Source organism: Bradyrhizobium sp. PSBB068 (assembly GCA_016839165.1).
Lineage (GTDB): Bacteria > Pseudomonadota > Alphaproteobacteria > Rhizobiales > Xanthobacteraceae > Bradyrhizobium.
In genome coordinates, this window is record CP069300.1 from 2,836,785 (window position 1) to 2,860,507 (window position 23,723).

At 64.7% G+C, this 23,723-nt stretch carries 19 protein-coding genes; 10 read left to right on the forward strand and 9 right to left on the reverse strand.

The features are described 5' to 3' along the window. Positions 1 to 7: 7 nt before the first annotated feature. On the reverse strand, positions 8 to 1,171 hold the full coding sequence (locus JQ507_13010; protein QRI72323.1) for a patatin-like phospholipase family protein: 1,164 nt from the start codon (positions 1,169 to 1,171) through the stop codon (positions 8 to 10). Positions 1,172 to 1,431: 260 nt separating this feature from the next. Between JQ507_13010 and JQ507_13015 the strand changes: the two genes are divergently transcribed. Continuing rightward, positions 1,432 to 2,217: an acetoacetate decarboxylase gene (locus JQ507_13015; GenBank protein QRI72324.1), complete on the forward strand. Its 786-nt coding sequence runs from the start codon at positions 1,432 to 1,434 to the stop codon at positions 2,215 to 2,217. Between the two features lie 16 nt (positions 2,218 to 2,233). Here JQ507_13015 and JQ507_13020 read toward each other — a convergent pair whose 3' ends face one another. The 4 genes from JQ507_13020 to JQ507_13035 form a co-directional block, all read right to left on the reverse strand. Continuing rightward, complete coding sequence (locus tag JQ507_13020) at positions 2,234 to 3,538, reverse strand: MFS transporter (GenBank protein ID QRI72325.1); 1,305 nt, start codon at positions 3,536 to 3,538, stop codon at positions 2,234 to 2,236. 218 nt (positions 3,539 to 3,756) lie between these two features. Beyond that, a complete protein-coding gene (locus JQ507_13025; GenBank protein QRI72326.1) occupies positions 3,757 to 4,953 on the reverse strand; it encodes an acetyl-CoA C-acyltransferase in 1,197 nt (398 codons plus the stop codon). Positions 4,954 to 5,482: 529 nt separating this feature from the next. Continuing rightward, positions 5,483 to 5,992, reverse strand: coding sequence for a ParB N-terminal domain-containing protein (locus JQ507_13030; protein QRI72327.1), 510 nt, complete (start codon positions 5,990 to 5,992; stop codon positions 5,483 to 5,485). Positions 5,993 to 6,104: 112 nt separating this feature from the next. After that, positions 6,105 to 6,272 carry a hypothetical protein gene (locus tag JQ507_13035; protein QRI72328.1) on the reverse strand — a complete coding sequence of 56 codons (168 nt, stop codon included), beginning with the start codon at positions 6,270 to 6,272 and terminating at the stop codon, positions 6,105 to 6,107. Between the two features lie 265 nt (positions 6,273 to 6,537). Here JQ507_13035 and JQ507_13040 point away from each other — a divergent pair, with 265 nt between their 5' ends. Beyond that, complete coding sequence (locus JQ507_13040; GenBank protein ID QRI72329.1) at positions 6,538 to 7,797, forward strand: MFS transporter; 1,260 nt, start codon at positions 6,538 to 6,540, stop codon at positions 7,795 to 7,797. A gap of 254 nt (positions 7,798 to 8,051) precedes the next feature. Here JQ507_13040 and JQ507_13045 read toward each other — a convergent pair whose 3' ends face one another. Further along, on the reverse strand, positions 8,052 to 10,331 hold the full coding sequence (locus JQ507_13045; GenBank protein QRI72330.1) for an FdhF/YdeP family oxidoreductase: 2,280 nt from the start codon (positions 10,329 to 10,331) through the stop codon (positions 8,052 to 8,054). A gap of 403 nt (positions 10,332 to 10,734) precedes the next feature. On the opposite strand from JQ507_13045, the gene JQ507_13050 reads away from it, so the two are divergent. Further along, positions 10,735 to 12,318, forward strand: coding sequence for a hypothetical protein (locus tag JQ507_13050; protein QRI72331.1), 1,584 nt, complete (start codon positions 10,735 to 10,737; stop codon positions 12,316 to 12,318). 72 nt (positions 12,319 to 12,390) lie between these two features. Here the strand turns inward: JQ507_13050 and JQ507_13055 are convergent, their stop codons facing one another. Beyond that, positions 12,391 to 13,161 (reverse strand): enoyl-CoA hydratase/isomerase family protein, encoded by a 771-nt coding sequence (locus JQ507_13055; protein QRI72332.1) that lies wholly within the window; start codon positions 13,159 to 13,161, stop codon positions 12,391 to 12,393. Between the two features lie 130 nt (positions 13,162 to 13,291). Here JQ507_13055 and JQ507_13060 point away from each other — a divergent pair, with 130 nt between their 5' ends. Together JQ507_13060 and JQ507_13065 are read left to right on the forward strand one after the other, a co-directional pair. After that, the gene (locus tag JQ507_13060) at positions 13,292 to 13,843 is read left to right on the forward strand and encodes a PaaI family thioesterase (protein QRI72333.1); all 552 of its coding nucleotides are present in this window, start codon (positions 13,292 to 13,294) and stop codon (positions 13,841 to 13,843) included. Between the two features lie 60 nt (positions 13,844 to 13,903). Beyond that, entirely contained in the window at positions 13,904 to 14,515 is a 612-nt protein-coding gene (locus JQ507_13065; GenBank protein QRI72334.1) for a TetR/AcrR family transcriptional regulator, read from the forward strand. A 36-nt stretch (positions 14,516 to 14,551) separates the two neighbouring features. On the opposite strand, the gene JQ507_13070 is transcribed toward JQ507_13065, so the two are convergent. Together JQ507_13070 and JQ507_13075 are read right to left on the reverse strand one after the other, a co-directional pair. Continuing rightward, positions 14,552 to 15,844, reverse strand: coding sequence for an IS4 family transposase (locus JQ507_13070; GenBank protein ID QRI72335.1), 1,293 nt, complete (start codon positions 15,842 to 15,844; stop codon positions 14,552 to 14,554). A gap of 200 nt (positions 15,845 to 16,044) precedes the next feature. Next, positions 16,045 to 16,959 (reverse strand): LysR family transcriptional regulator, encoded by a 915-nt coding sequence (locus JQ507_13075; protein ID QRI72336.1) that lies wholly within the window; start codon positions 16,957 to 16,959, stop codon positions 16,045 to 16,047. Positions 16,960 to 17,078: 119 nt separating this feature from the next. On the opposite strand from JQ507_13075, the gene JQ507_13080 reads away from it, so the two are divergent. The 5 genes from JQ507_13080 (at position 17,079) to JQ507_13100 (ending at position 23,720) form a co-directional block, all read left to right on the forward strand. Then, positions 17,079 to 18,575, forward strand: coding sequence for a CoA-acylating methylmalonate-semialdehyde dehydrogenase (locus JQ507_13080; protein ID QRI72337.1), 1,497 nt, complete (start codon positions 17,079 to 17,081; stop codon positions 18,573 to 18,575). Between the two features lie 184 nt (positions 18,576 to 18,759). Continuing rightward, positions 18,760 to 19,905, forward strand: a complete 1,146-nt coding sequence (locus JQ507_13085; protein QRI72338.1) for an isobutyryl-CoA dehydrogenase — start codon at positions 18,760 to 18,762, stop codon at positions 19,903 to 19,905. Beyond that, positions 19,902 to 20,981 (forward strand): enoyl-CoA hydratase/isomerase family protein, encoded by a 1,080-nt coding sequence (locus JQ507_13090; protein QRI72339.1) that lies wholly within the window; start codon positions 19,902 to 19,904, stop codon positions 20,979 to 20,981. The genes JQ507_13085 and JQ507_13090 overlap by 4 nt, the downstream gene beginning before the upstream one ends. A gap of 25 nt (positions 20,982 to 21,006) precedes the next feature. Beyond that, complete coding sequence (gene mmsB, locus JQ507_13095) at positions 21,007 to 21,894, forward strand: 3-hydroxyisobutyrate dehydrogenase (protein QRI72340.1); 888 nt, start codon at positions 21,007 to 21,009, stop codon at positions 21,892 to 21,894. Between the two features lie 101 nt (positions 21,895 to 21,995). After that, entirely contained in the window at positions 21,996 to 23,720 is a 1,725-nt protein-coding gene (locus tag JQ507_13100) for an AMP-binding protein (GenBank protein QRI72341.1), read from the forward strand. Positions 23,721 to 23,723 lie beyond the last annotated feature (3 nt).

Here is a 23,723-nt window from a genome sequence, read left to right on the forward strand (position 1 = left end):
CCGCTTCCTACTCGCTCTCGCGATGCACGTCGTGGATCACGATGCCCATGCCGTTCTCGGGCATCTTGATCCAGTCGCGCCGCTTCAGCGAGCGCTTGGTGTCCTCGTGTCCGCTGGCCCAGTGCTCGCGCATCGAGGTGCCCGAAAACTCGTGGTCCTTGGCGTCGCCCTCATAGGCCTTCTGCTGATAGATCAGTTGCAGCAGCGTGATTCCCGGCAACCGGCTATTCGCCTTCTTGAGCTGGCGCTCTTCTTCCGACAAATGGTCGTCGGGGATCTTCGATAACGCATTGTGCAGGGCGGTGCGCAGATTGTAGGTCTTGCGGTAGACGTCGGTGTTGTAGCGGGTGCGCGACGAATACATGATGTCCTTGTGGCGGGCCATCACGTCCTGGATGTCGCGCGGCAGCGCGCCGCGCGCCGAGAACAGGTCGACCTGGAACACCAGCGAATTGGCATTGTCCTCCTGGTCGAGCAGATGCTGCAGCGGCGTGTTGGAGACGATGCCACCATCCCAGAAATGATCGGTGCCGACCTTCACCATCGGCAGTGCCGGCGGCAACGCGCCGCTCGCCATGATGTGCTCGGGGATGATCTCGTCATGGGCATTGTCGAAATAGATGAAATTGCCGGACAGCACGTTCACCGCGCCGACCGCAAAGCGCATCTTCTTGGAATTGATGCGGTCGAAGTCGACCAGCTCGAGCAGCGATTCCCGCAACGGCGTGGTGTCGTAATAGCTGGTCGCGGTGCGCGCACCGGCCGGGCTGAGCCACGGATTGGTCTGATGCGGGGTGAAGAAGCCGGGCTGTCCGAGCGTCGTCGTCATCCATGAGCTGGTAAGATTGCGCGCCTTGCGGAAGATGTCGCCGTCCGGCGTATAGTGCCAGATCTTGCGGCTGGTGATGCGGTCCCAGAACGTGTGCAGCCGCTCCAGCCGCTTCGCAGGAGGGTTGCCGGCGATGATCGCCGAGTTGATCGCGCCGATCGACACGCCGCAGACCCAGTCGGGCTCGATGTTGCATTCGTGCAGCGCCTGGTAGACGCCGGCCTGATAGGCACCCAGCGCGCCGCCGCCCTGCAGAACCAGCGCCACGCGATCGCATCCTTCGGGACGCCAGCCCGGCGTCGCGTGATCGATATCGTCGTAATGAGGGGTACGCGCGTCCATATCAGAAACTCCAAAGAATTCGCGGCGAGAATTCAGGGCGGCGATGACGCCCTGATGACAGATGAGGCGCCCGCGCGCGGCGCATCCGCCATGCCTGCCTGCATGGTTAGCAACGGGCTCCGCAGCGAGACGTGCTCAGGTATGCGCAACCGAGGTCACGCTGGCGTAACAGAGGTCACGCACCTGACGGAAATCCCTCATATCGCTGTCAATCTCGGCCATTAGCTTTCACGCAATGTTTGCAAACAGGGGGTCATGCGATGCGCAGGGAAGATCTGCTCAAGCTTCCGTCGATGCCGGCTGCCGGTCCGAGCTATCCCGCTGGCCCTTACCGCTTCATCGATCGCGAATTCCTCGTCATCACCTATGAGACCGATCCGGAATTGATCCGTGCCGGCCTGCCTGAGCCGCTGGAGCCGATCGAACAGTCGATCGTGCACTACGAATGGATCAAGATGCCCGACAGCTCCGGCTTCGGCAGCTACACCGAGTCCGGTCTCGTGATCCCCGCGCGACTGCATGGCGAAGAGGTCAACTTCGTCTGCCAGATGTATCTCGACGATGATCCGCCGATCGCGGCCGGTCGCGAGATCTGGGGTTTTCCGAAGAAATACGCCCATCCAAAGCTCGAGATCGTCAAGGACACGCTGACCGGCACGCTGGAATATGCCGGCCAGCTCGTCGCGATGGGCACGATGGGCTACAAGCACGAGAGCATGGCGGGCAACGGCGACGTCACCCGCGCCACGCTGTCGAAGACGCAAGTTAATCTGAAGATGATCCCGGGCGTCGATGGTCATCTCGAAATCTGTCAGCTGGTCGCGATCAACCTGACCGACATCGTCGTCAAGGGCTCCTGGATCGGGCCGGGCCGGCTGCATCTCGTGCCGCATGTCAACGCGCCGGTCGCGGATTTCCCGGTCAAGCGCGTCATCGGCGCGCATCACTATATCGCCGACCTGACGCTGCCGTTCGGCCGCGTCGTGCACGACTACAACAAGGAAGCCGCCGAGGCGGCCGCGCCGACCGGCCTCGCTGCGGAGTAAGCGCGCCGCGCCCGCATCAGGCAGCGGCCGGCTTCGGCTCGGCCGCCGGCTTCGGTTGCGGCCGCGCGATCGCCAGCGTGATCAGCGCAGCGCAGACGCATAGCGCGCCGGCGATGAAGAACGCCGGCAGATAGCTGGAATAGACCGTGCGCGATACGCCGGCGCCGAATGCGGCCGCGCCGGCGCCGAGCTGGTGGCCGGCGAAGATCCAGCCGAACACCAGGTTGGCGCGCTCGGCGCCGAACCGCTGCGCGGTGAGGCGCACCGTCGGCGGCACGGTTGCGATCCAGTCGAGCCCGTAGAACATCGCGAACAGCGACAGGCCGTAGAAGGTGAAATCGGAGTACGGCAGGTACAGCAGCGACAGGCCGCGCAGGCCGTAATACCAGAACAGCAGATAGCGGTTGTCGTAGCGGTCCGACAGCCAGCCCGAGATGATGGTGCCGAAGAAATCGAAGATGCCCATCGCGGCGAGCAGGCTCGCGGCCTGCACCTGCGGGATGCCGAAATCGAGACACATCGGGATCAGGTGAACCTGGACCAGGCCGTTGGTCGAGGCGCCGCAGACGAAGAACGTCGCGAACAGGATCCAGAACACCGACGATTTCGAGGACTCGCGCAGCGTGCCGAGCGCGGCCGCCATGATCGGCGCATTGGCCGGCGGCGGCGCGGGGAGGGGCGCGGTGCCGTTGTCGCCGAACGGGCGCAGGCCGACGTCGCTCGGCCGGTCGCGCATCAGCATCAGCACCGCGAAGGCGGCGACGCCGAGCATGACGCAGACGAATCCAAGCGCGACGCGCCAGCCATAGCGCTCCGTGATGGTGGCGAGCAGCGGCAGGAAGGCGAGCTGCCCGGTCGCGACGCTCGCGGTGAGCATGCCGATCACGAGGCCCCGCCGCGCCACGAACCAGCGCGTGGCAATGGTTGCGCCGAGCACCAGCGCCGTCATGCCGGTGCCGATCCCGATCACCACGCCCCACAGCAGGATGAGCTGCCAGACCTGCGTCATCGCCAGCGAGGTGACGAGGCCGGAGACCACGATCAGCTGCGCTGCCAACGTCACGTTGCGCAGGCCGTAGCGGTTCATCAGCGCGGCGGCGAACGGCGCCATCAGCCCGAACAGGATGAAGCGGATCGACAGCGCCGAGGAGATTTCCGCGGTGGACCAGCCGAACTCCTTCTGCAGGGGCACGATGAAGACGCCGGGCGCGCCGACGGTGCCGGCCGAGATCAGCGCGGCGAGGAAGGTCACGGCGACCATCACCCAGCCATAATGGATGTTGCGGCGGGCGAGAGCGGAAGCGAGCCAGTTCGAGATCATTGTGGTCCGGATCAAATGCAATGAGGGTCTATTCGTGATGCGCAATATGGCACAGCGCGGCTATGTCTAAAATGGCGAAGTTCCCTCGTTTTCGGACATAGGCACGAACGGCCTCGCCGCGTCATTGCGAGCAAAGCGAAGCAATCCATCGATCCGCATGCGCGGACGCACGGATTGCTTCGTCGCTATCGCTCCTCGCAATGACGGATGCTGTCGCTTCAGTGCGTCACCCGCTCGACCGCGATCGCGGTGGCTTCGCCGCCGCCGATGCACAGCGCAGCGACGCCGCGCTTCAGGTTCTGCGCCTCCAGCGCGTGCAGCAGCGTCACGATCAGCCGCGCGCCGGTGGCGCCGATCGGATGGCCGAGCGCGCAGGCGCCGCCATTGATGTTCAACCGGTCGCGCGGAATTCTGAGGTCGCGCTGCGCCGCCATCGCGACCACCGCGAACGCCTCGTTGATCTCGAACAGGTCGACATCGCCGACGCTCCAGCCGATCTTGTCGAGCAGTTTTCTGATCGCCGGGATCGGCGCGGTCGTGAACCACTGCGGTTCATCGCTGTGGGTGGCGTGGCCCTTGATCTCGGCCAGCACGGGCAGGCCGTCGCGGTCGGCAAGCGAGCGTTTCGCCAGGATCAGCGCCGCAGCGCCGTCGGCATTGGCCGAGGAGGCCGCCGGCGTGATGGTGCCGTTAGCGCGGAACGCCGGCTTAAGGCCAGGGATTTTGGCCGGATCGACCTTCAGCGGGTGCTCGTCATTGGCGATGATGCGCGGACCGGCCTTCTCGCTGAGCGTGATCGGCGCGATCTCGGCCTTGAAGGCGCCGCTCTCGACCGCCTTGCGGGCGCGGCTCAGCGTCTCCATCGCGTAGGTGTCCTGGTCGGCGCGGGTGAACTGGTAGGCTTCCGCAGTGGCCTCGCCGAAATCGCCCATCGAGCGGCCGGTCTCATAGGCGTCCTCGAGCCCGTCCATCATCATGTGGTCGATGATGCGATCGTGGCCGGCGCGATAGCCGCCGCGGGCCTTCTGCAACAGATACGGCGCGTTGCTCATGCTCTCCATGCCGCCGGACAGCACGATCTCGGCAGAGCCCGCCTTGATGATGTCATGGGCCAGCATGGTCGCCTTCATGCCCGAGCCGCAGACCTTGTTGACGGTGGTGGCGCCGGCGGCATCGGGAAGCCTGGCGCCGCGCGCGGCTTGGCGGGCAGGCGCCTGACCCTGGCCGGCGGGCAGCACATTGCCCATGAAAACCTCGTCGATCCGCTCGGGCGCGAGCTTTGCGCGCTCCAGCGCCGCTCCGATCACATGCGAGCCGAGCTTGTGGGCGGCGAGCGGCGTGAGCTCGCCCATGAAGCGGCCGAGCGGGGTACGGGCGGCGGAAAGGATGACGACGGGATCGGCGCTGGATGCCATGGCGGAACTCCGTTCAATGCGCGGAATCTGATCAGATTATGTTTATCATATAATGCGATGCAAAAAATGCAACTGCGGCTCCCATGACAAAATGTCGTGTTCGCATGAATTGATGCGGGGATTTTTCACCCCGATCTCCGCTGTCGTCCTGGCGAAAGCCAGGACCCATAATCACAGGGCTGTGTTGTGGAGTGGGCTGCGGCCCCAGGGTCGCACGGCAATTCGCATTGGTGGTGATGGGTCCCGGCCTTCGCCGGGACGACGATGTGGATGGTTCTCGATTCAAGATGTCGAACAGGTGGTGTCATCACCCGCGAAAGCGAAGGCGGGTGATCCAGTATTCCAGAGACGGTTGTGCTTGAGCCGAGAGGCCGCGGCGTACTGGATCGCCCGGTGACGGGTGTAGGAGGTAATAAGATTGCCTCCACGCGTCGTCACTGCGAAGGGCGCGCTGCGGTGGGCTGGGCTGCCTAAATGAGCGCAGGGGCGCCTAGGCGCCGGAGCGTGGCCGGCACATACGGGCCGGCCATCAATAGCGGCCACCGTCGCGCTTTTGCTGCGTGAGCCATTCCGACAGGGTTTTCGTTTTCGGTGCTGGATCGCGGGACGGGCTTCGTCCAATGTTGCCGGAACGCGTCGACCGAAGCTCGATCGATTCAGTTTTCATGGTTGCAGCCGCGGATGCGGTCGATCTATCCGCAGCTTCCTTTTCGAGGCGCAGCTTCTTCAACCGCGCCATCTTGTCCCGCTCTGCCTCGGTTTCAGCCGTGTCGGATAGCAGCGCCTTGTGGTGAGCAGCCTCTGCCGAACCCAGCACGCCGATAATCGTGGTCTCGCCCAGCGCCTTGCAGGCCTCGAGCCGATGCAATCCCTCGAGCAAGACGAGCCGGCTCTCATCCGGCCGAACGAGGATCGGAACTTGTTGCCCAATTTCCAGAATGCTGGCCGCTATCTCTTGAACGACCTCAAGCCTGAGGGTCTTCCTTTTCTTCAAGGGAACGTAGATCTGATCGATTGGAAGGCTTTCCGGGCCAGGCACGCTGTCACTTCCTCCTCAGGGGCGATCCAAAACAGGTTCAAGGATGCAGCGCTACGCCGTGGCTGGAACCTTGTAAATCGGAGCGGGGGCCTCAAGCGCTCGACTTCATGCCCTAATCCGACCGCCAGGCGCCGAGCAAGAATCGCCGCTTCGGCGCGGAGCCTGCCTGCTTCTGCATGTCGGGCAGATCGACGGCATAACGCTTCATCGCTAGCCGGATTGCGATCCCGATGATCACAAAGGGCGTCACGTAGATCGCGAAAACTTCGAAGGCCGTCATGGTGTCCTCCGCGGTCTCGGACAGGCATTGTAGCACATCATCGCACGGGGCGGAGCAGACGGATGCTCCGGCAGCGCGTGCCGGTGGGCAGTGCAACACGCCGCTACCACCGCGCATGGCCGCATGCGGCGGCTTCGATTGACACGGACACCGTCGGCGTTACGTTCCGGAACAGGGAATTTTCCCAAGAGAATCAACATCCGCAATCAAGACCCAGAAGAACCAAGAAAAGGGCAGGACACGCCGTGACACGCGTCATCGCGTCGTGAGCGGGACCACGCGGACCTCCGCGCTCGCACCGTTTCGCATCCGCAGCTATCGCTTCCAATGGCCGTCCGATCTGCTCACTTCCTGGGCGTTCGAGGTCGAGACGCTGGTGCTCGGCTGGTACATCATGGTCGAGACCGGCTCGGTGCTGCTGCTGACCGTGCTGGCCTCGCTGCAATATGTCGGCACGCTGGTGGCGCCCGTCGTCGGCATGATCGGCGATCGGATGGGGCATCGCGATCTCCTTGCCGTGATGCGCTTTGCCTATACGGCGCTGGCCGGAACCATCATGACGCTGGCGCTGACCGGGCACCTGGCGCCGGTGAACGTCATGATCATCGTCGCGATCATGGGGCTGATCCGCCCGTCGGACCTCGGCGTGCGCGGCGCGCTGCTTGCCGACATCATGCCGCCCGAGCAACTGGTCGGCGCCATCAGCCTGGCGCGCACCACGCAGGACTCGGCACGCATCGCCGGCGCCTTGACCGGGGCGGGATTGTTCGCCGCACTAGGCATCGGCTATGTCTATGTCGGGATCGCCGGTTTCTATTTCATTGCCGCCATCCTGATGCTGTGCATGAGCCGGCCGAAGTCGCACGGCGCTGTCGATCAGTCCGATATCGACCTGCCGGGCTCGAAACTGCTGCGCGACCTCAAGGAGGGCATCGTATATGCCTGGAGCGGCCCGGGCATGCGCGCCGCGCTCTGCGTCGCCTTCCTCGCCAACCTCACCGCGTTTCCGCTGACCAACGGTCTGTTGCCCTATGTCGCGCGCGACATCTTCCACACCGACCAGACCGGCCTCGGCTATCTCTCCGCGAGCTTTGCGGTCGGCTCGCTGATCGGCTCGATCACGCTCAGCATGGCCGGCGGCGTGCGCATCGCGCGGCTGCTGATCGGCGCGACGCTCGCCTGGTACGCGATGCTGCTGGTGTTCGTCGAGCTCCGCACCATGCCGGTGGCGATGGCGTGCCTGGTGCTCGCCGGCATCGCGCAGAGCATGTCGATGATCTCGGCCGCGGTGATGCTGATGCGCAATGCCAGCGCACATCTGCGCGGCCGCGTCATGGGCGTGCGCATGATGGTGATTTACGGCCTGCCGCTCGGCCTGCTCGCGGCCGGCAGCCTGATCGATCTGATCGGCTACACCGCGACCGGCACGCTGCTCGCCGCCGCCGGCTTCATCGCGATGCTGGCGATCGCCGTGCACTGGCGGGCCGATCTCTGGCCGGTGCATGCGCCGGCGAATGCGAGGTGAGGGATGAAGCGAAGCGATTCCGGGGAATTAGTTCCGCATGTCGCTGCGCTCATGCGGGCTACAAGATAGCTCACGAAGTGAAGCGATGATCACTGGTAAAGACATCGTCAAGTACATCATCTGGGTGAGCTTTGTTCTAACGATTCTCGCCCTTTGCGTGACGTTCTTGCCGCGCGCAGGCCACCCCCAAACACCAAAGAGCGCTTGGCATTTGTAGCCCGGATGGAGCGAACGGCGATCCGGCGCGGAGCCGCTCACGCTGCCTGCGCGGCCCGGCGAATGTGAACCGGCACCGACTTGTACGACGGCGTGCCGCTCTCCTTGTCCTGGTAGTCGAGCGGCACCAGGCCGTTGGCTTCTGGATAATAGGCGGCGACCGAGCCGCGGGCGATGTCGTAGACGATCGCGGTCAAGGTCAAGCGCCGTGGCGCGCCCGAGGGCAGCGCGGTCTCGATCTCGACGAGATCGCCATGGGCGAGGCCGCGCGCGGAGAGGTCGGCCTCGTTCGCGAACAGCACGTCGCGCCGGCCGAACACGCCGCGATAGCGGTCGTTCAGGCCGTAGATCGTGGTGTTGTACTGGTCGTGGCTGCGGATGGTGGCGAGCTTGAGGACTGACTTGTCCGCCAGCACCGGATCCTCTTCGAGGTCGTCGAAGATCAGGAATTCGGCCTTGCCTGACGGCGTGGTCCATTTGCGCTCGGTCGGCGGCAGCGGCAGGCGGAAGCCGCCGGGAGTGCGGATGCGCGCGTTGTAATCCTTGAAGTCAGGGAAGACGCCCTCGATGGCGTCGCGGATGCGGTCGTAGTCGGCGATCAGCTCGGCCCACGGCACCTTGGTCGCCGGCAGGGTCGCCATCGCGATGCCGGCAATGATCGCCGATTCCGACAGCAGATCTTCGGAGGCCGGGGTGAGCTTGCCGCGCGAGGCGTGTACCATCGACATCGAATCCTCGACCGTGACGACCTGCGGGCCCGAGGCCTGGATGTCGCGCTCGGTGCGGCCCAGCACCGGCAGGATGATCGACTGCTTGCCGACCAGAAGATGCGAGCGATTCAGCTTGGTGCCAAGATGCACGGCAAGCTCAAGCTTGCGCATCGCGGCCGTGCAGCGTTCCGGGTCGGGCAAAGCGATGGCAAAATTGCCGCCGAGGCAGACCAACACCTTCGATCGACCGTCGTCGATCGCCTCCATCGCGGCGACCGCGTCATGGCCGTGATGGCGCGGCGGCTTGAAGCCGAAGGTGCGCTCGATGCCCTCGAACATCGGGATGTTGGGCTTCTCGGTGATGCCGACGGTGCGGTTGCCCTGCACGTTGGAGTGGCCGCGCAGCGGGCAGATGCCGGCGCCCGGCTTGCCGTAATTGCCCTTCAAGAGCAGCAGGTTTGCGATCTGCTGCACATTGTCGGTGCCGCGCATGTGCTGGGTGATGCCCATGCCGTAGGTGACGATGGTGGCGTTGGATTTTGCATACGCGACCGCGACCTCACCGAGCTGCGCGCGGCTGAAGCCGGAGACGGTCTCGATCGCCTCCCAGGGCGTCGCACGCAGGTCGGCCGCGAACGCCTCGAAGCCGTTGGTGTGCTCGGCGATGAAGGCGTGGTCGAGCACGTCTTTCGTCGCGTCATCCTTCTCGATCAGTGCCTTCATGACGCCCTTCAGCACCGCGGCGTCGGCCCCGACCTTCGGCTGGTAGTAGGTCGAGGCGATCCGCGTCGAGCCGAGCGTCGCCATCTCGATCGGGTCCTGCGGATCGGCGAAGCGCTCCAGCGCGCGTTCGCGCAAGGGATTGAACACGATGATCGGCACGCCGCGGCGCGACACCTCCCACAAGGTGCCCATCATGCGCGGATGGTTGGTGCCGGGGTTGTGGCCCATCGCGATGATCAGCTCGCAATGGTCGAAATCGTCCAGCGACACCGTGCCCTTGCCGATGCCGATCGATTGCGGCAGCCCGACGCTGGTCGCCTCGTGGCACATGTTGGAGCAGTCCGGAAAATTGTTGCTGCCGTATTCGCGCGCGAAGATCTGGAACAGGAAGGCAGCCTCGTTGGAGGCGCGGCCGGAGGTGTAGAACTCGGCCATGTTGGGATCCGGCAGCGCGCGCAGGCTCTCGCCGATCCGCGCGAAGGCGTTCTCCCAGCTGATCGGCTGGTAGGTGTCGCTTGCGGCGTCATAGGCGAGGGGCTGGGTCAGGCGGCCCTCGTTCTCCAGATGGAAATCGGTCCAGCCGAGCAGTTCGGTCACGGTGTGCGCGGCAAAGAACTCCGGCGTGACGCGCTTGCTGGTCGCCTCCCAGGTCACGGCCTTGGCGCCGTTCTCGCAGAACTGGAAGGTGGAGGTGTGCTCCTTGTCGGGCCAGGCGCAGCCCGGGCAGTCGAAGCCATCGGGCTTGTTGGTCCGCAGCAGCGTGATCGGCGCCTCGACCAGATCCATCTGGGTGCGAACCGCCTCGGCGGTTGCCTTGAGGGCGCCCCATCCGCCGGCGGGAGCATCATAGGGGCGGATACCGGGAACGTCGCGCTTTTGGACCATATGTCCTCCTGCTGCTCTTGAGTTCTGACCCGTGCGTTTGTCCCCGAAGCGATTGCTTGTTTTGCGACACCTGCGCGCTTCGATCGACGTTCTCGATCTGAAACAGCCGTCTCGTGGAGGAGGTTAGACTAGTCAGCCAGAGCTTGCGGTCAACAGTCTGTCAGACGCGTAGCCCGGGTTGGAGCCAACAGGTCGCGCGAAGGCGCGCCCGATCAACTCTACTAGACTGCTTTTCGAAGACCAGAGTCCACCAGCGTTAGCTGTGGAGGAGATCCCGGCGTCACATATCTGTTGACGCCCGGTGTTAGGACCGGCTTGCACCGCCCGGCATTTTCCGCGGGGTGCTCTCCGCATTGCCTGATCTATCGAATTGCTCCTCCCCCGACAAAAAAGGCTCAGCTCCATGACGCGCTTGCTCTTTGGCACTGCCGCTGCCGGTGTCCTGCTTGCGGCCGCATCGTCCGCCCATGCCGGCTCCACGCTCTCATACGTTCCGGACAGCCTGACACAATCCGTGATCGAACACGGACCGTGGACGCTGCATCAGTCCGGACATCATTTTCATCACGACGCTTCCGGCATCGTGCCGCCGGGCACGCTCACGCCGCCCTACAATCCGGCCCTCTATGGGACGCCTTATGCCGGCTATTGCTCGGCGAACGGCGAGACCACGATCAATCACGGCAAGAGCGTGATGCAGCCGTACTATTTTCCGTTCGTTCGCCGTCGCGGCGCGGTCCTTGAAGGCCTGTTCGACTATCGCCCGCGCAATGAACAGGAGGCGACGGTCGCTGCGATCTCGACGGATTGGGGCGCGACCTGGCAGTTCAGGGGCAAGGCGCTGGCGCTCAACCCCTACTGCCCGTGGGATGCGACCGATCCGGACAACCAGAACGTCAACGTCAACGGCGTGAAGACGGCGTACGGCTCGTCGAGCGCAAATGCCGGCGACAACGGGCTTGGCCACGCCTTCGTGCTGTCCGTGAAGGGCAAGCAACGCGTCTATCATCTCAACCGCGCCGATGGTCACATCGACAGCGATCAGCTCGTGGTCCATCCGCTGCATCGCGGCGAGGACTTCTCGCTGTTCGGACTTCCGGAACTCGGATTTGTCAGCCCGCTTGGGTCCGGCGGCTATCCCAAGCTCGAGGCTACGGCGGGTGCGACCACCGGCCTGATCGATCCCGACGCGATTCTCGGCGCCGTGCACATGGGCGAGAAGACCGCCGTCGTCTACGTCTCCAAGAACCTCACCCCCGGCGACAAGGGCTTCCCGGCCAACCAGGTGTGCCCGTCAACGCCGGCCTTCGCGCTGACCAACCTCGTCAACAAGAAGCCGCGGAAGGCCAACCATGACGTGATCACGATTCGTGTTGCAACGACGACTGATGGCGTGAACTTCACCGACGCCGGCCCGGCGACCGGCCTCAACGACCAGACCACGGTTGCGCTGAACGGCATTCGCTGGCTCGGCAGCGGCAGCATCCTGCGCATTCACGACGGGCGCTTCGGCATGTTCTTCGGCGCCGGAAACTGCCTGGACAACGACTCCGATGGCTTCCACTTCATCGGCTACGCCGAAACCGACAATCCGGTTCGCGGCGCCGGCGATCTCCTGAAGTGGCACGTGGTCAACGGCTTCGACAATCCGATCCTGTCCACCGACAAGGTCGTCGATCCCGCCGGCCCGCGGCCGTATCCGCTGAATGCGCCGCTCGTGAACGTTCATGGCGCAGATGCGCTGACGGCCGCGCAAGTCGCGCCCTTCGTACCGCCGGGCGAGGGCTACACCTCGAACTTCTTCAGCGGCCGGGTCTACGATCCGCAGGCGGTGCTGACCGACGAGCGGACCGTGACGATCGTGTTCGCCGGCTACAACACGCCGCAGCCGAGCAACAATCTCGGTGACTACCGGTCGATCGGCCGGTTCCAGCTTGGCGTCCGACCCGGCTACTTCATGCCGCCCTTCGTCGAGTCCGAGGACTGAGGCGCGCGGAAATCCAGACTGACAAGGACGCGGATCGAAGTTTGGACGGCTCGATCCGCGTCTTCCTATTTGCTATTTCTTGCGATCGAGAAACCCCTGCAGCAGCCGCTGCGGCTCGCCGGTCAGGAAAGACTTTCCGAACACGCCGACGCTGAGGTTCACGGACTCGGTCAGCGGCAGCTCTTCCCACTGCCGCAGCAGGTCCTTCTGGATGCGCAGCGCTTCGGGGCCGCATTCCAGCAGCGCTTTCACGGTGTGCTCGACGGCCTCATCGAGACCGCCGGGTTTTGCCACTGTGTCGATGAGACCCCAGGACAGCGCGGTCGGGGCGTCGATGTTCTCGGCGGTCATCATCAGCCAGCGGGCGCGGCCCCAGCCGATCAGCCGCGGCAGCAGCGCCGCATGAATCACCGAGGGGATGCCGACCCTGACCTCGGGCATGCCGAACATCGCGTCATGCGCCGCGACGCGGACGTCGCAGGCGGCCGCGACCTCGAGCCCGCCACCGAGGCACCAGCCGGGCAGGCGGGCGATGACAGGCGCCGGAAACTTCCGCACGGCCTCGCAGAGGTCGCGCAGGCGGCTGATGAAGCCTTCGGCGGACTTCTGATCGAGCGTCGCCATCTCCTTGATGTCGGCGCCGCCGATCATGCTGCGCTCGCTTTCGCCGGCCAGGATCACCGCGCGGATGCTGTGGTCGGCGGCCAGATGCTCGAAACCTTCGCGCACGCCGTTGGTCACGGCTGAGCTCACGATGTTCAGCTTGCCGGCGTTGCAGATGGTGAGGCGGACGACGCCTCTGCTGTCGCGGTCGATGCCGCAGTGGGGATTGAGCATGTCCATGGAATGGTTCCGGCGCAGGAATTGATCGCGCCATGTCCCGGACAAAGCAGGTCCCTGTCAAGCATCGGTGGCTGTTGCGCTGGCGAACGCAGATATATAGAATTATACACGTCATATAAAAGGAGCCAACATGACCGCCGGCGAGACATCAGACCTTCATTCCCCCGAGTTGACGCGCACGCGCGTGGTGGAATGGCAGGCGCCTGGGCCGGTGGCAAAGGCGGCGATGCCGATGTCCGGCATCGAGGCGATGCGTGCGATCCGCGACGGCGTGTTACCGCCGCCGCCGATGGCCAGGCTGATCGGCTTCCGCGTGGCCGTAGTCGAGGAGGGGTGGATCGTGATGGAGCTCGAGCCGCATGAGAGCCTGGAAAACACCATCGGCCTGCTGCACGGGGCGACCGCCGCGGCGCTGCTCGACACCGCGATGGGCTGTGCGATCTCCACCGTGCTGCCGGCGGGCCAGACCTCGGTCACGCTCGACCTCAAGCTGACCTATCTGCGCCCGCTCTCGGTCCGCTCGGGAACCATCTCGGCCGAGGGCAAGGTGATCAAGCTCGGCCGCCAGACCAGCTACACCGAGGGCTTCGTCCGCGACGGCAGGGGCAGTCTTGCGGTGCACGCGACTGCGACATTCTCGATGCTCGGCGGGGAACCCAAAGCGGCTGATAACGCGAAATAACTGCAGCATTCCCGGCGCAAAACTGCTATTATATGATTAGAAACATTCCAAGAGATCGGCATGCGCTATTCGAAAGAACACAAGCAGGAGACCCACGCGCGAATCGTGAAGAAGGCCGCGACGCGGCTGCGTGAGAAGGGCGCCCACGGCATCGGCGTCGCCGACCTGATGAAGGACGCCGGGCTGACCCATGGCGGCTTCTACGCGCATTTCGACTCGCGCGAGGCGCTGGTGATCGAGGCGTTCAACTATGCGATGGACCGCGCCACCGAGCGCTGGCGCAAGGTCACCGCTGAGGTAGCGCCGGAGAAGCGGCTTTCGACCATTGTCGACGGCTATCTGTCGGCGACCCATCGCGACGACCCCGGCCAGGGCTGCGCGGTGCCGGCGCTCGGCGCCGAGATCGCCCGCGAAAGCCCGAAGACCCGCAAGGCCTTCGCGCTCAAGCTCGACCAGATGATCGACATGATCGCCGACCAGATCCAGGACGTGCCGCGCAAGACCGCGCGCAAGCAGGCGATGGCGGCGCTGGCCACTATGATGGGCACCATCGTGATGTCGCGGATCGCGGGCAATGGCGAGATGTCCGACGAGATCCTGAGCGCGGGCCGCGAGGCGACGCTGGGACGCGCCGCTGCGGCGAAGGCACCTGCGAAGAAGAAGGTGAATTAGGCAATTCGCTTCCCCAACGTCGTCCCGGCGAAGGCCCTAGGGCATGCACAGATCTCTGAGGGACCATCCAGCGGCTGCGGCGTGGAAGTATTGCAGGCCGTGTTTCATAGTGATGGGGCCCGGCGGTTTGGACGATGGATAGCCGTCCCAGCCGCCGAGCCGGCCGATAATCCAGGCGGCCCAAGCGAGGCTGTCAGGCGGGTGCGGGTTTCTCAGCCGCTTGCTTTGGGCTTCGAGGTTGCGATTGAGGGCGGCAAGTGTAGCGACTTCCCCAGCATTGAAGGCAATTCGGACAGACTGGTTGTCGCGACCATCGCGCGCCTGCACAAGCTGAAGGGAGATGACTGCCGCCTTGGCCGCGATCGCGACCAGCTTGAGAAGCCGCTCGGCGGTCCCGATCTGACTGTCTTCGAGCTTGAGGCCTTGTGTCTTCAAGATGCGGAAGAACTGCTCGATCAGCCACCGCCGCTTGTACCATTCGATAATGCGCCAGGCCTCTTCTGCATTCGTCACCGGATGCGTGGTGAGCAGCCGCCAGTGCAGCGGCTCGATCCCGGCCTGCGGCTCGATCTCGCGCACATCGACCAGGATCAAGGGTAGGCTTTTCGGCAGATGGCGCAGGAACTTGGTTTGCGGTCGGGCCAGTTCGACGGCGCCGAAGCGCAGATCGAGAAGCGCAGCCCGCTCAGGCCGTTGTGCTCGCGCAGGCAATACGATGGTCCGTTGTTCGATGCTGGTCATGGCCTCGCTGGCCGCATACAGGCCACAGCCATCCGCCAGCTTGCGATCATGCATGCTCCGGGCAATGACGTGGAACTGGTGTTCTGCGGCGCAGGCGTAGAGCGCGAAGATGTCGCTCTCGCGGTCGCCCAGCATGGTCACCATCGCAGCCTTCGCCAACAGCGGCTTGGCTGCCAGAGCGGTCGCGATCCAGCGTTGCGATTCTTTGTCCTTCAGATCGCGATTGTCGTGCGAGACGGTGCGGCGGCCCTGGCGGGTCCAGATCTCGCCGTGCAACAGGCCAAGGCAGCAGCCGCTTTCCGCGTCTGCGGCCAGCATCGGGTGCAGCAACACCCCGCGGGTGTTGCCATGACCGATCTCGCCCAAGCCACGCCGGTTTTGTGCCTTGGTGGCAAAATTGATCTCGCTGGTATCCTGGATCGCCAGCACATGGCGGCCTTCGGCCGCCATTACCGTACCATCGCTCCAGCTTTCGATTATCCGCGTCGTCGTCACCTTGGCATTGCCGAGAAAGCGGTTGAAGCGCACCTCCCGGGCACGCATGCCTCCTGCCAGCCGTCGCAGGCAGACATCCTTGCCCGCGACCATGCATTCGACGAGCGCCGCCCCCCTTTATCGAGGCGGAGATCCCCGAACCGACCTAATGACCAGTCAATTTGCGCCAGCATGTCGACACCTCCGCCAAAGCCGAAGTGCCGCAATATGAATCACACGAAATACCGATTCGGGAATCCCCACCCAACTAGATGTGTGCATGCCCTAGGGCGTTCGCCGGGACGACGGAGAGATTACACCCCGCTGAACAGCGCGCGTTCGGCTTCCACCGTCTCGTAGATGTAGTCCGCCACCGCGCGGATGCGGGCGAGGTCCTTGCTGTCGGCGTGCATCAGGAGCCAGAAGGTGCGGGAGATCCGCACCTCGTCGGGCAGCACCGGCTGCAGTTCGGGATGGGCTGATGCCATGAAGTGCGGCAGCACGGCGATGCCGAAGCCGGCGATGGTGGCGTTGAGCTGCGCGATCAGGTTGGCACTGCGGAATTTCGCGGAGATCTTCGGCGAGACCTGCGGCAGATAGTCCAGTTCCGGCGTGAACAGCAGCTCCTCGATGTAACCGACGAAGCGGTGCCGCGGCAGGTCGGCACGCGCGGCGATCACAGGCGCCTGCGCCAGATAGGCGGGTGCGGCATAAAGCCCGAGCGTGTAGTCCAGAAGCTTGCGGCCGACGATGCGGCCTTCCTTCGGCATGGTCAGGCTGATCGCGATATCGGCCTCGCGCTTGGAGAGCGAGAACAGCCGCGCGGTGGCGACGAGTTGCAGGTCGAGATCGGGATACCGCTCGGTGAACTTGACCAGCCGCGAGGCCAGGAAGTGACTGCCGAAGCCGTCGGGCGCGCCGATCCGCACCGTGCCGGTGAGATGCGCGCGCGAGCCGCCGACCGCCTCCTGGTTGGCCACGATGGTGGATTCCATCGCCTCGGCGCTGTCGGCGACGCGCTGGCCCGCCTCGGTCAGCAGGTAGCCGGTTTTGCGCCGATCAAACAGTTTTGCGGAGAGGTGGCGCTCCAGCCGGTCGACACGCCGGATCACTGTGGCATGATCGACACCGAGCTGCTTGGCGGCAGCCGAAACCGACCCGCCGCGCACGATGGCAAGCACGAAACGGAAGTCGTCCCAGTCGATTGTGTCGCTGCCTTGATCCTGCATTACCGCACATCTATGGTGCAATTTATCGGACTTGAATCCTATAAAATGCAGGGTCATAGGGTTTGTAAAGCGATCTCGCCGCGCGGAGCGGCGATTCACGTCTCCAAGGGAGGATATTCATGCGCTCGATCGGACATTTCATCGGTGGCAAGGAGGTCAAGGGCACCTCGGGCCGTACGGCCGACGTCTTCGAGCCGATGACCGGCGACGTCCAGGCCAAGGTGGCGCTGGCCTCCAAGGCCGAGGTCCGTGCCGCGGTCGAGAACGCCCGCGCCGCGCAGGGCGAATGGGCCGCCACCAACCCGCAGCGCCGCGCCCGCGTCATGATGAAGTTCGTCGAGCTGGTGCAGCGCGACTACGACAAGCTCGCCGAGCTTTTGGCGCGCGAGCATGGCAAGACCGTTCCCGACGCCAAGGGCGACATCCAGCGCGGCCTCGAGGTCGCCGAGTTCGCCTGCGGCATCCCGCATCTGATGAAGGGCGAGTACACCGAGGGCGCTGGTCCCGGCATCGACATCTACTCGATGCGTCAACCCCTGGGAGTGGTCGCCGGCATCACGCCGTTCAACTTCCCGGCGATGATCCCGATGTGGAAGTTCGCGCCTGCGATCGCCTGCGGCAATGCCTTCATCCTGAAGCCGTCCGAACGCGATCCCGGCGTGCCGATGGCGCTGGCCCAGTTGATGATCGAAGCGGGGCTGCCGGCCGGCATCCTCAACGTCGTCAACGGCGACAAGGAGGCGGTCGACGCCATCCTCGACGATCCCGACGTCAAGGCGATCGGCTTCGTCGGCTCGACGCCCATTGCCCAGTACATCTATGAGCGCGCCGCGCAGACCGGCAAGCGTTGCCAGTGCTTCGGCGGCGCCAAGAACCACGCCATCATCATGCCCGACGCCGACATGGACCAGGCGGTCGATGCGCTGATCGGTGCCGGCTACGGCTCGGCCGGCGAGCGCTGCATGGCGGTGTCGGTTGCGGTCCCCGTCGGCAAGACCACCGCCGACCGGCTGATGGAAAAGCTGATCCCGCGCGTCGAGTCGCTCAAGATCGGCACCTCGGTCGATCCGTCGGCCGACTACGGTCCGCTGGTGACCCGCGAGGCGGTCGAGAAGGTCAAGAGCTACATCGACATCGGCGTCAAGGAAGGCGCCACGCTCGCGGTCGACGGCCGCGGCTTCAAGATGCAGGGCTACGAGAACGGCTTCTACCTCGGTGGTTCGCTGTTCGACAACGTCACCAAGGACATGCGGATCTACAAGGAAGAGATCTTCGGCCCGGTGCTCTCGGTGGTGCGCGCCAAGGACTATCACGAGGCGCTGGCGCTGCCGTCCGACCACGACTACGGCAACGGCGTTGCGATCTTCACCCGCGACGGCGACGCCGCGCGCGACTTCGCGGCCAAGGTCAATGTCGGCATGGTCGGCGTCAACGTGCCGATCCCGGTGCCGATCGCCTACTATACGTTCGGCGGCTGGAAGAAGTCGGGCTTCGGCGATCTCAACCAGCACGGTCCAGACTCGGTCCGCTTCTACACCAAGACCAAGACGGTGACCTCGCGCTGGCCGTCCGGCGTCAAGGACGGTGCGGAGTTCTCGATCCCGACGATGAAGTGACGCGAGATTGGAGTGAGCTTCGGCAGCATCGGCAAATCACCTCTCCCTGTGGGAGAGGTCGGCGCGAAGCGCCGGGTGAGGGGGCACGGTCTCTCGTTAGAGCAGCACACCCTCACCCGATTTGCTGCGCAAATCGACCTCTCCCCGGTGGGGAGCGGTGACCTCAGCGTGCGGGGGCATTGAGATGCAGTTCGCTCTCAACGAGGACCAGATCGCGGTTCGCGACATGGCGCGGGCGTTTGCGGCGGAAAAGATCGCGCCCCACGCGCTCGAATGGGACGAGACGAAGCACTTTCCCGTGGATGTGATGCGCGAGGCCGCAGGCCTCGGCATCGGCGGCATCTATATCAAGGACGATGTCGGCGGCTCGGCGATGACGCGGTTCGACGCCGCGCTGATCTTCGAGGCGCTGGCGACCGGGTGCCCGACCACGTCGGCCTTCATCTCGATCCACAACATGGCGTCCTGGATGATCGATGCCTATGGCAACGACACCCAGCGCCACAAATGGCTGCCCAAGCTCTGCACTATGGAGCTGATCGCGAGCTACTGCCTGACCGAGCCGGGCGCCGGCTCGGACGCTGCGGCGCTGCGCACCCGCGCGGTGCGCGACGGCGATCACTACGTGCTCAACGGCCAGAAGCAGTTCATTTCGGGCGCCGGCAGCACCGACCTTCTGGTGGCGATGGTGCGCACCGGCGGCGACGGCCCCGGCGGCGTCTCGACGGTCGTGATCGACGGCAAGACGCCGGGCGTTTCGTTCGGCAATAACGAACGCAAGATGGGCCGGAACGCGCAGCCGACCCGCGCTGTCATTTTCGAGAATGCCCGCGTGCCGGTCGCAAACCGGCTCGGCGAGGAGGGCATCGGCTTCAAGATCGCGATGGCCGGCCTCGATGGCGGCCGGCTCAACATCGCGGCGTGCTCGCTCGGCGGCGCGCAGGCGGCGCTCGACAAGGCGCTGGCTTACATGAAGGACCGCAAGGCCTTTGGAAAACGGCTCGACGAATTCCAGGCGCTGCAGTTCAAGATCGCCGACATGGCGACCGAGCTCGAAGCCGCACGCACCTTCCTGTGGCGCGCGGCGGCGGCGCTCGATCGCAAGGATCCGGACGCCTCGATGTTGTGCGCGATGGCGAAGCGCTTCGGCACCGATGTCGGTTTCGAGGTCGCCAACCAGGCGCTGCAGCTGCATGGCGGTTACGGTTACCTCAGCGAATACGGCGTCGAGAAGATCGTGCGCGATCTGCGCGTGCACCAGATCCTCGAAGGCACCAATGAAATCATGCGGCTGATCGTGTCGCGCAAGTTGATCGAGGGCGCGCGATGAACGATGTGGCCGCGGAAGGCGATCTGATCGCACGCAAGGAAGGGGCGGCCGGCATCATCCGGCTCAACCGGCCGAAGGCGATCAATGCCGTGACGCTGGAGATGTTCCACGACATCGACAGGGCGCTCGACGCGTTCGAAGCCGATCCCGAGGTCGCGGTCATCTTGCTGGAAGGCGCCGGCGAGCGCGGCCTGTGTGCCGGCGGCGACATCCGGGCGCTCTGGGAAAGCTCGAAGGTCAAGGGTGATCTCGGCAAGATCCTGTGGCGCGACGAGTACATCCTCAACGCACGGATCAAGAAATTTCCAAAACCCTATGTTGCGTTCATGGACGGCATCGTGATGGGCGGCGGCGTCGGGTTGTCGGCGCACGGCAGCCACCGCGTGGTGACCGAGCGGACGAAACTCGCGATGCCCGAGGTTGGGCTCGGCTTCTTCCCCGATGTCGGCGGCACATATCTGCTGTCGCGCTCGCCCGGCGAGATCGGCACCTATTTTGGTCTCACCGGCACCACGATGAATGGGCCCGATGCGATCTACGCGAAGTTTGCCGATGCCGTGGTGCCGAGCGCAAAGCTCCCAGCGCTGCGCGAGGCGCTGACCAAGGTCGCACCACGCAGCAGTTCGGCTGAGATCGACCGGCTGATCGCGGGCTTTGCGACCGGCGAAAAATCCGGCCCCGTTGCTGCGATGCAGGCCAAAATCGACGGCTGGTTCGCGCGCGGCCGGATGGAGGACATCGTCGCCGCACTGACGGCCGACGGATCGGACCTGGCGCAGGCCACGCTGAAGACGCTCGGCGAAAAATCGCCGCGCGGCATGGTGGTGACGCTAAAACTACTGCGGCTGGCGCGGGCGACCGCGACGCTGGAAGAGTGCCTGGTGCGCGAATATCGCGCGGCGCTCGAAGTGTTCGCCAGCGACGATTTCCGCGAGGGCGTGCGCGCCGCGGTGATCGACAAGGACCGCAATCCGAAATGGTCGCCGCCTGAGATCGAGGACGTGACGGCGGAGATGCTAGCGCCTTACTTCGCCGAGATCGGCGCCGATGAACTGAAATTCCCTGACAGCAAATAGAAACGTCGCAAGCGGAGGACTTCCCATGGCAAACGTCGCATTCATCGGGCTCGGCAATATGGGCGGGCCGATGGCGGCCAATCTGGTCAAGGCCGGCCACAAGGTGACCGCGTTCGATCTGGTCGCAGCGTCCCGCGATCAGGCCAAGAGCGATGGCGCCGCGATCGCCGAGAGCGGCGTTGGCGCGGTGAAGGGCGCCGACGTCGTGATCACCATGCTGCCTGCCGGCAAGCATGTGCTCGGCGTCTGGAACGAAGTGCTTCCCGCCATGAGCAAGGGCGCGCTGATCATCGACTGCTCGACCATCGACGTCGAAAGCGCCAAGCAGGCGCACGCGCTCGCGGCCAAGCACGGCATGGCTTCGGTCGATGCGCCGGTCTCCGGCGGCACCGGCGGCGCCAAGGGCGCGACGCTGACCTTCATGTGCGGCGGCGAGGCGAAGGCGTTCGCGGCGGCCCAGCCGATGCTGGCCAACATGGGCAAGAAGATCGTGCATTGCGGCGCCGGCGGCGCAGGACAGGCGGCCAAGATCTGCAACAACATGATCCTCGGCATTTCCATGATCGCGGTCGGCGAGGCCTTTGTGCTGGCCGAAAAGCTCGGCCTCTCGCACCAGGCGCTGTTCGACGTCGCCTCGACCTCGTCGGGGCAGTGCTGGTCGCTGACCACCTATTGCCCGGTTCCCGGCCCGGTGCCGACCTCGCCGGCGAACAACGACTACAAGCCGGGCTTCGCCTCCAATTTGATGGTGAAGGATCTGACGCTGGCGCAGGACGCCGCCAATGCCGCCGGCGCGGTGACGCCGCTCGGCAAGCACGCGCAGGAGCTCTACAAGACCTTCGACGCCTCGGGCCACGGCGGGGTCGACTTTTCCGGAATTATCCAGCACGTTCGCAGCCTCGCTGGAAAGTAATTATATTGCGTCATCCTTCGAGACGCCGCGCATAGCGCGGCTCCTCCAGCGACAACGCGAAGCGTTGCGCGGGATGACGACAGCGGATGTGGAGAAGCCGGATGACCACATTTCAGGACGCACGTGCCTTTCTGCTCAAGCATCGCACCGACTACGACGCGGCGGTGAAGGGATTCCGCTGGCCGGATCCAGTGCCGTTCAACTGGGCGCTGGACTGGTTCGACGCGGAGCTCGCGCACAATGCCGACAGCCGCGACCGGCCGGCGCTGTGGATCGTCGATGCCGCCAGCGGCAACGAGACGAAACGGTCCTTCGCCGAGCTGTCGCGCCGTTCCAATCAGGTTGCAAATTTCCTGCGTGCGCAGGGGCTGAAGCGCGGCGATCATCTGTTGCTGCTGCTCGGCAATGTCGTCCCGCTGTGGGAGACCATGCTGGCGGCAATGAAGCTCGGCGTCGTCGTGATTCCCGCGACCACGCTTTTGACTGCGGATGAGTTGCGCGACCGGCTGGATCGCGGCAAAGCCAAGGCGGTGGTTGCCACCCAGGATCAGGTCGCGAAGTTCGCAGGGCTCGGCGCCGGCAATCTCTCGCGCATCGTGGTCGGCGCGACGCAGACCCACGAGGGTTGGTTGCCGTTCGAGGATGCGGCGAAGCAGTCGGATGCCTTCACACCCGACGGCCCGACCAGGGCCGACGACCCGATGCTGCTCTATTTCACCTCGGGTACCACGGCAAAACCAAAGCTGGTGCGGCACAGCCAGCGCAGCTATCCGGTCGGCCATCTCTCGACCATGTATTGGATCGGGCTGCAGCCTGGCGACGTCCATCTCAACATTTCGTCGCCCGGCTGGGCCAAGCACGCCTGGAGCTGCTTCTTCGCGCCGTGGAATGCCGGCGCCACGATCTTCATCGCCAATCAGCCGCGCTTCGAGGCGAAAGGGTTGCTCTCGATCATCGGCCGCTGCGGGGTCACCACGCTGTGCGCGCCGCCGACGGTGTGGCGGATGTTCATCCAGGAAGACCTTGCGAGCTTCAAGGTTTCGCTGCGCGAGGTCTGCGGCGCCGGCGAGCCGCTCAATCCCGAGATCATCGACCAGGTCAAATCGGCCTGGGGCCTGACCATCCGCGACGGTTACGGCCAGACCGAGACCACGGCGCTGGCCGGCAACTCGCCGGGGCAGAAGGTCAAGATCGGCTCGATGGGCCGGCCGCTGCCCGGCTATCGCGTGCAGGTCACCGACAGTGACGGCCACGCAGCCAAGGAAGGCGAGGTGACCTTGCTGCTCGGCACTGAGCGGCCGGCCGGTCTGATGCAGGGCTATCAGGGCGACGACGGCAAGCTGATTGGTACGGACGGCGAGATCTATCGCAGCGGCGACGTCGTGTTCACCGATGACGAGGGCTATCTCACCTTCGTCGGCCGCACCGACGACGTGTTCAAGTCATCCGATTACCGCATCTCGCCGTTCGAGCTCGAGAGCGTGCTGCTGGAGCACGATGCGGTGGCGGAAGCTGCCGTGGTGCCGAGCCCGGACCCGATCCGGCTCGCGGTCCCCAAGGCCTATGTGCTGCTGGTCTCCGGTGTCGAGCGCAGCCCGGAGACGGCGCTGTCGATCTTCAAACATTTGCACACGCGGCTCGCACCGTTTAAACGCATCCGCAAGATCGAGCTGGTCACCGAACTGCCCAAGACGATTTCGGGAAAAATCCGCCGGGTGCAGTTGCGCCGGCTCGAACATGACGATGCGAGAGACGATGCGTTGCGCGGAGCCGAGTTCCGCGAGGAAGAATTTCCGGAGCTGCAGAAAGTGCGGACCTCCGGTTAGGAG

Coding starts and splice junctions, on each gene's coding strand:
- JQ507_13070 (QRI72335.1), bottom strand. CDS start 15,844: ATGGTCGCGGGCAAGGATGTCTGCCTGCGACGGCTGGCAGGAGGCATG.
- JQ507_13055 (QRI72332.1), bottom strand. CDS start 13,161: ATGGACATGCTCAATCCCCACTGCGGCATCGACCGCGACAGCAGAGGC.
- JQ507_13085 (QRI72338.1), top strand. CDS start 18,760: ATGCAGTTCGCTCTCAACGAGGACCAGATCGCGGTTCGCGACATGGCG.
- JQ507_13060 (QRI72333.1), top strand. CDS start 13,292: ATGACCGCCGGCGAGACATCAGACCTTCATTCCCCCGAGTTGACGCGC.
- JQ507_13080 (QRI72337.1), top strand. CDS start 17,079: ATGCGCTCGATCGGACATTTCATCGGTGGCAAGGAGGTCAAGGGCACC.
- mmsB (QRI72340.1), top strand. CDS start 21,007: ATGGCAAACGTCGCATTCATCGGGCTCGGCAATATGGGCGGGCCGATG.
- JQ507_13020 (QRI72325.1), bottom strand. CDS start 3,538: ATGATCTCGAACTGGCTCGCTTCCGCTCTCGCCCGCCGCAACATCCAT.
- JQ507_13065 (QRI72334.1), top strand. CDS start 13,904: ATGCGCTATTCGAAAGAACACAAGCAGGAGACCCACGCGCGAATCGTG.
- JQ507_13010 (QRI72323.1), bottom strand. CDS start 1,171: ATGGACGCGCGTACCCCTCATTACGACGATATCGATCACGCGACGCCG.
- JQ507_13075 (QRI72336.1), bottom strand. CDS start 16,959: ATGCAGGATCAAGGCAGCGACACAATCGACTGGGACGACTTCCGTTTC.
- JQ507_13090 (QRI72339.1), top strand. CDS start 19,902: ATGAACGATGTGGCCGCGGAAGGCGATCTGATCGCACGCAAGGAAGGG.
- JQ507_13045 (QRI72330.1), bottom strand. CDS start 10,331: ATGGTCCAAAAGCGCGACGTTCCCGGTATCCGCCCCTATGATGCTCCC.
- JQ507_13015 (QRI72324.1), top strand. CDS start 1,432: ATGCGCAGGGAAGATCTGCTCAAGCTTCCGTCGATGCCGGCTGCCGGT.
- JQ507_13050 (QRI72331.1), top strand. CDS start 10,735: ATGACGCGCTTGCTCTTTGGCACTGCCGCTGCCGGTGTCCTGCTTGCG.
- JQ507_13025 (QRI72326.1), bottom strand. CDS start 4,953: ATGGCATCCAGCGCCGATCCCGTCGTCATCCTTTCCGCCGCCCGTACC.
- JQ507_13100 (QRI72341.1), top strand. CDS start 21,996: ATGACCACATTTCAGGACGCACGTGCCTTTCTGCTCAAGCATCGCACC.
- JQ507_13035 (QRI72328.1), bottom strand. CDS start 6,272: ATGACGGCCTTCGAAGTTTTCGCGATCTACGTGACGCCCTTTGTGATC.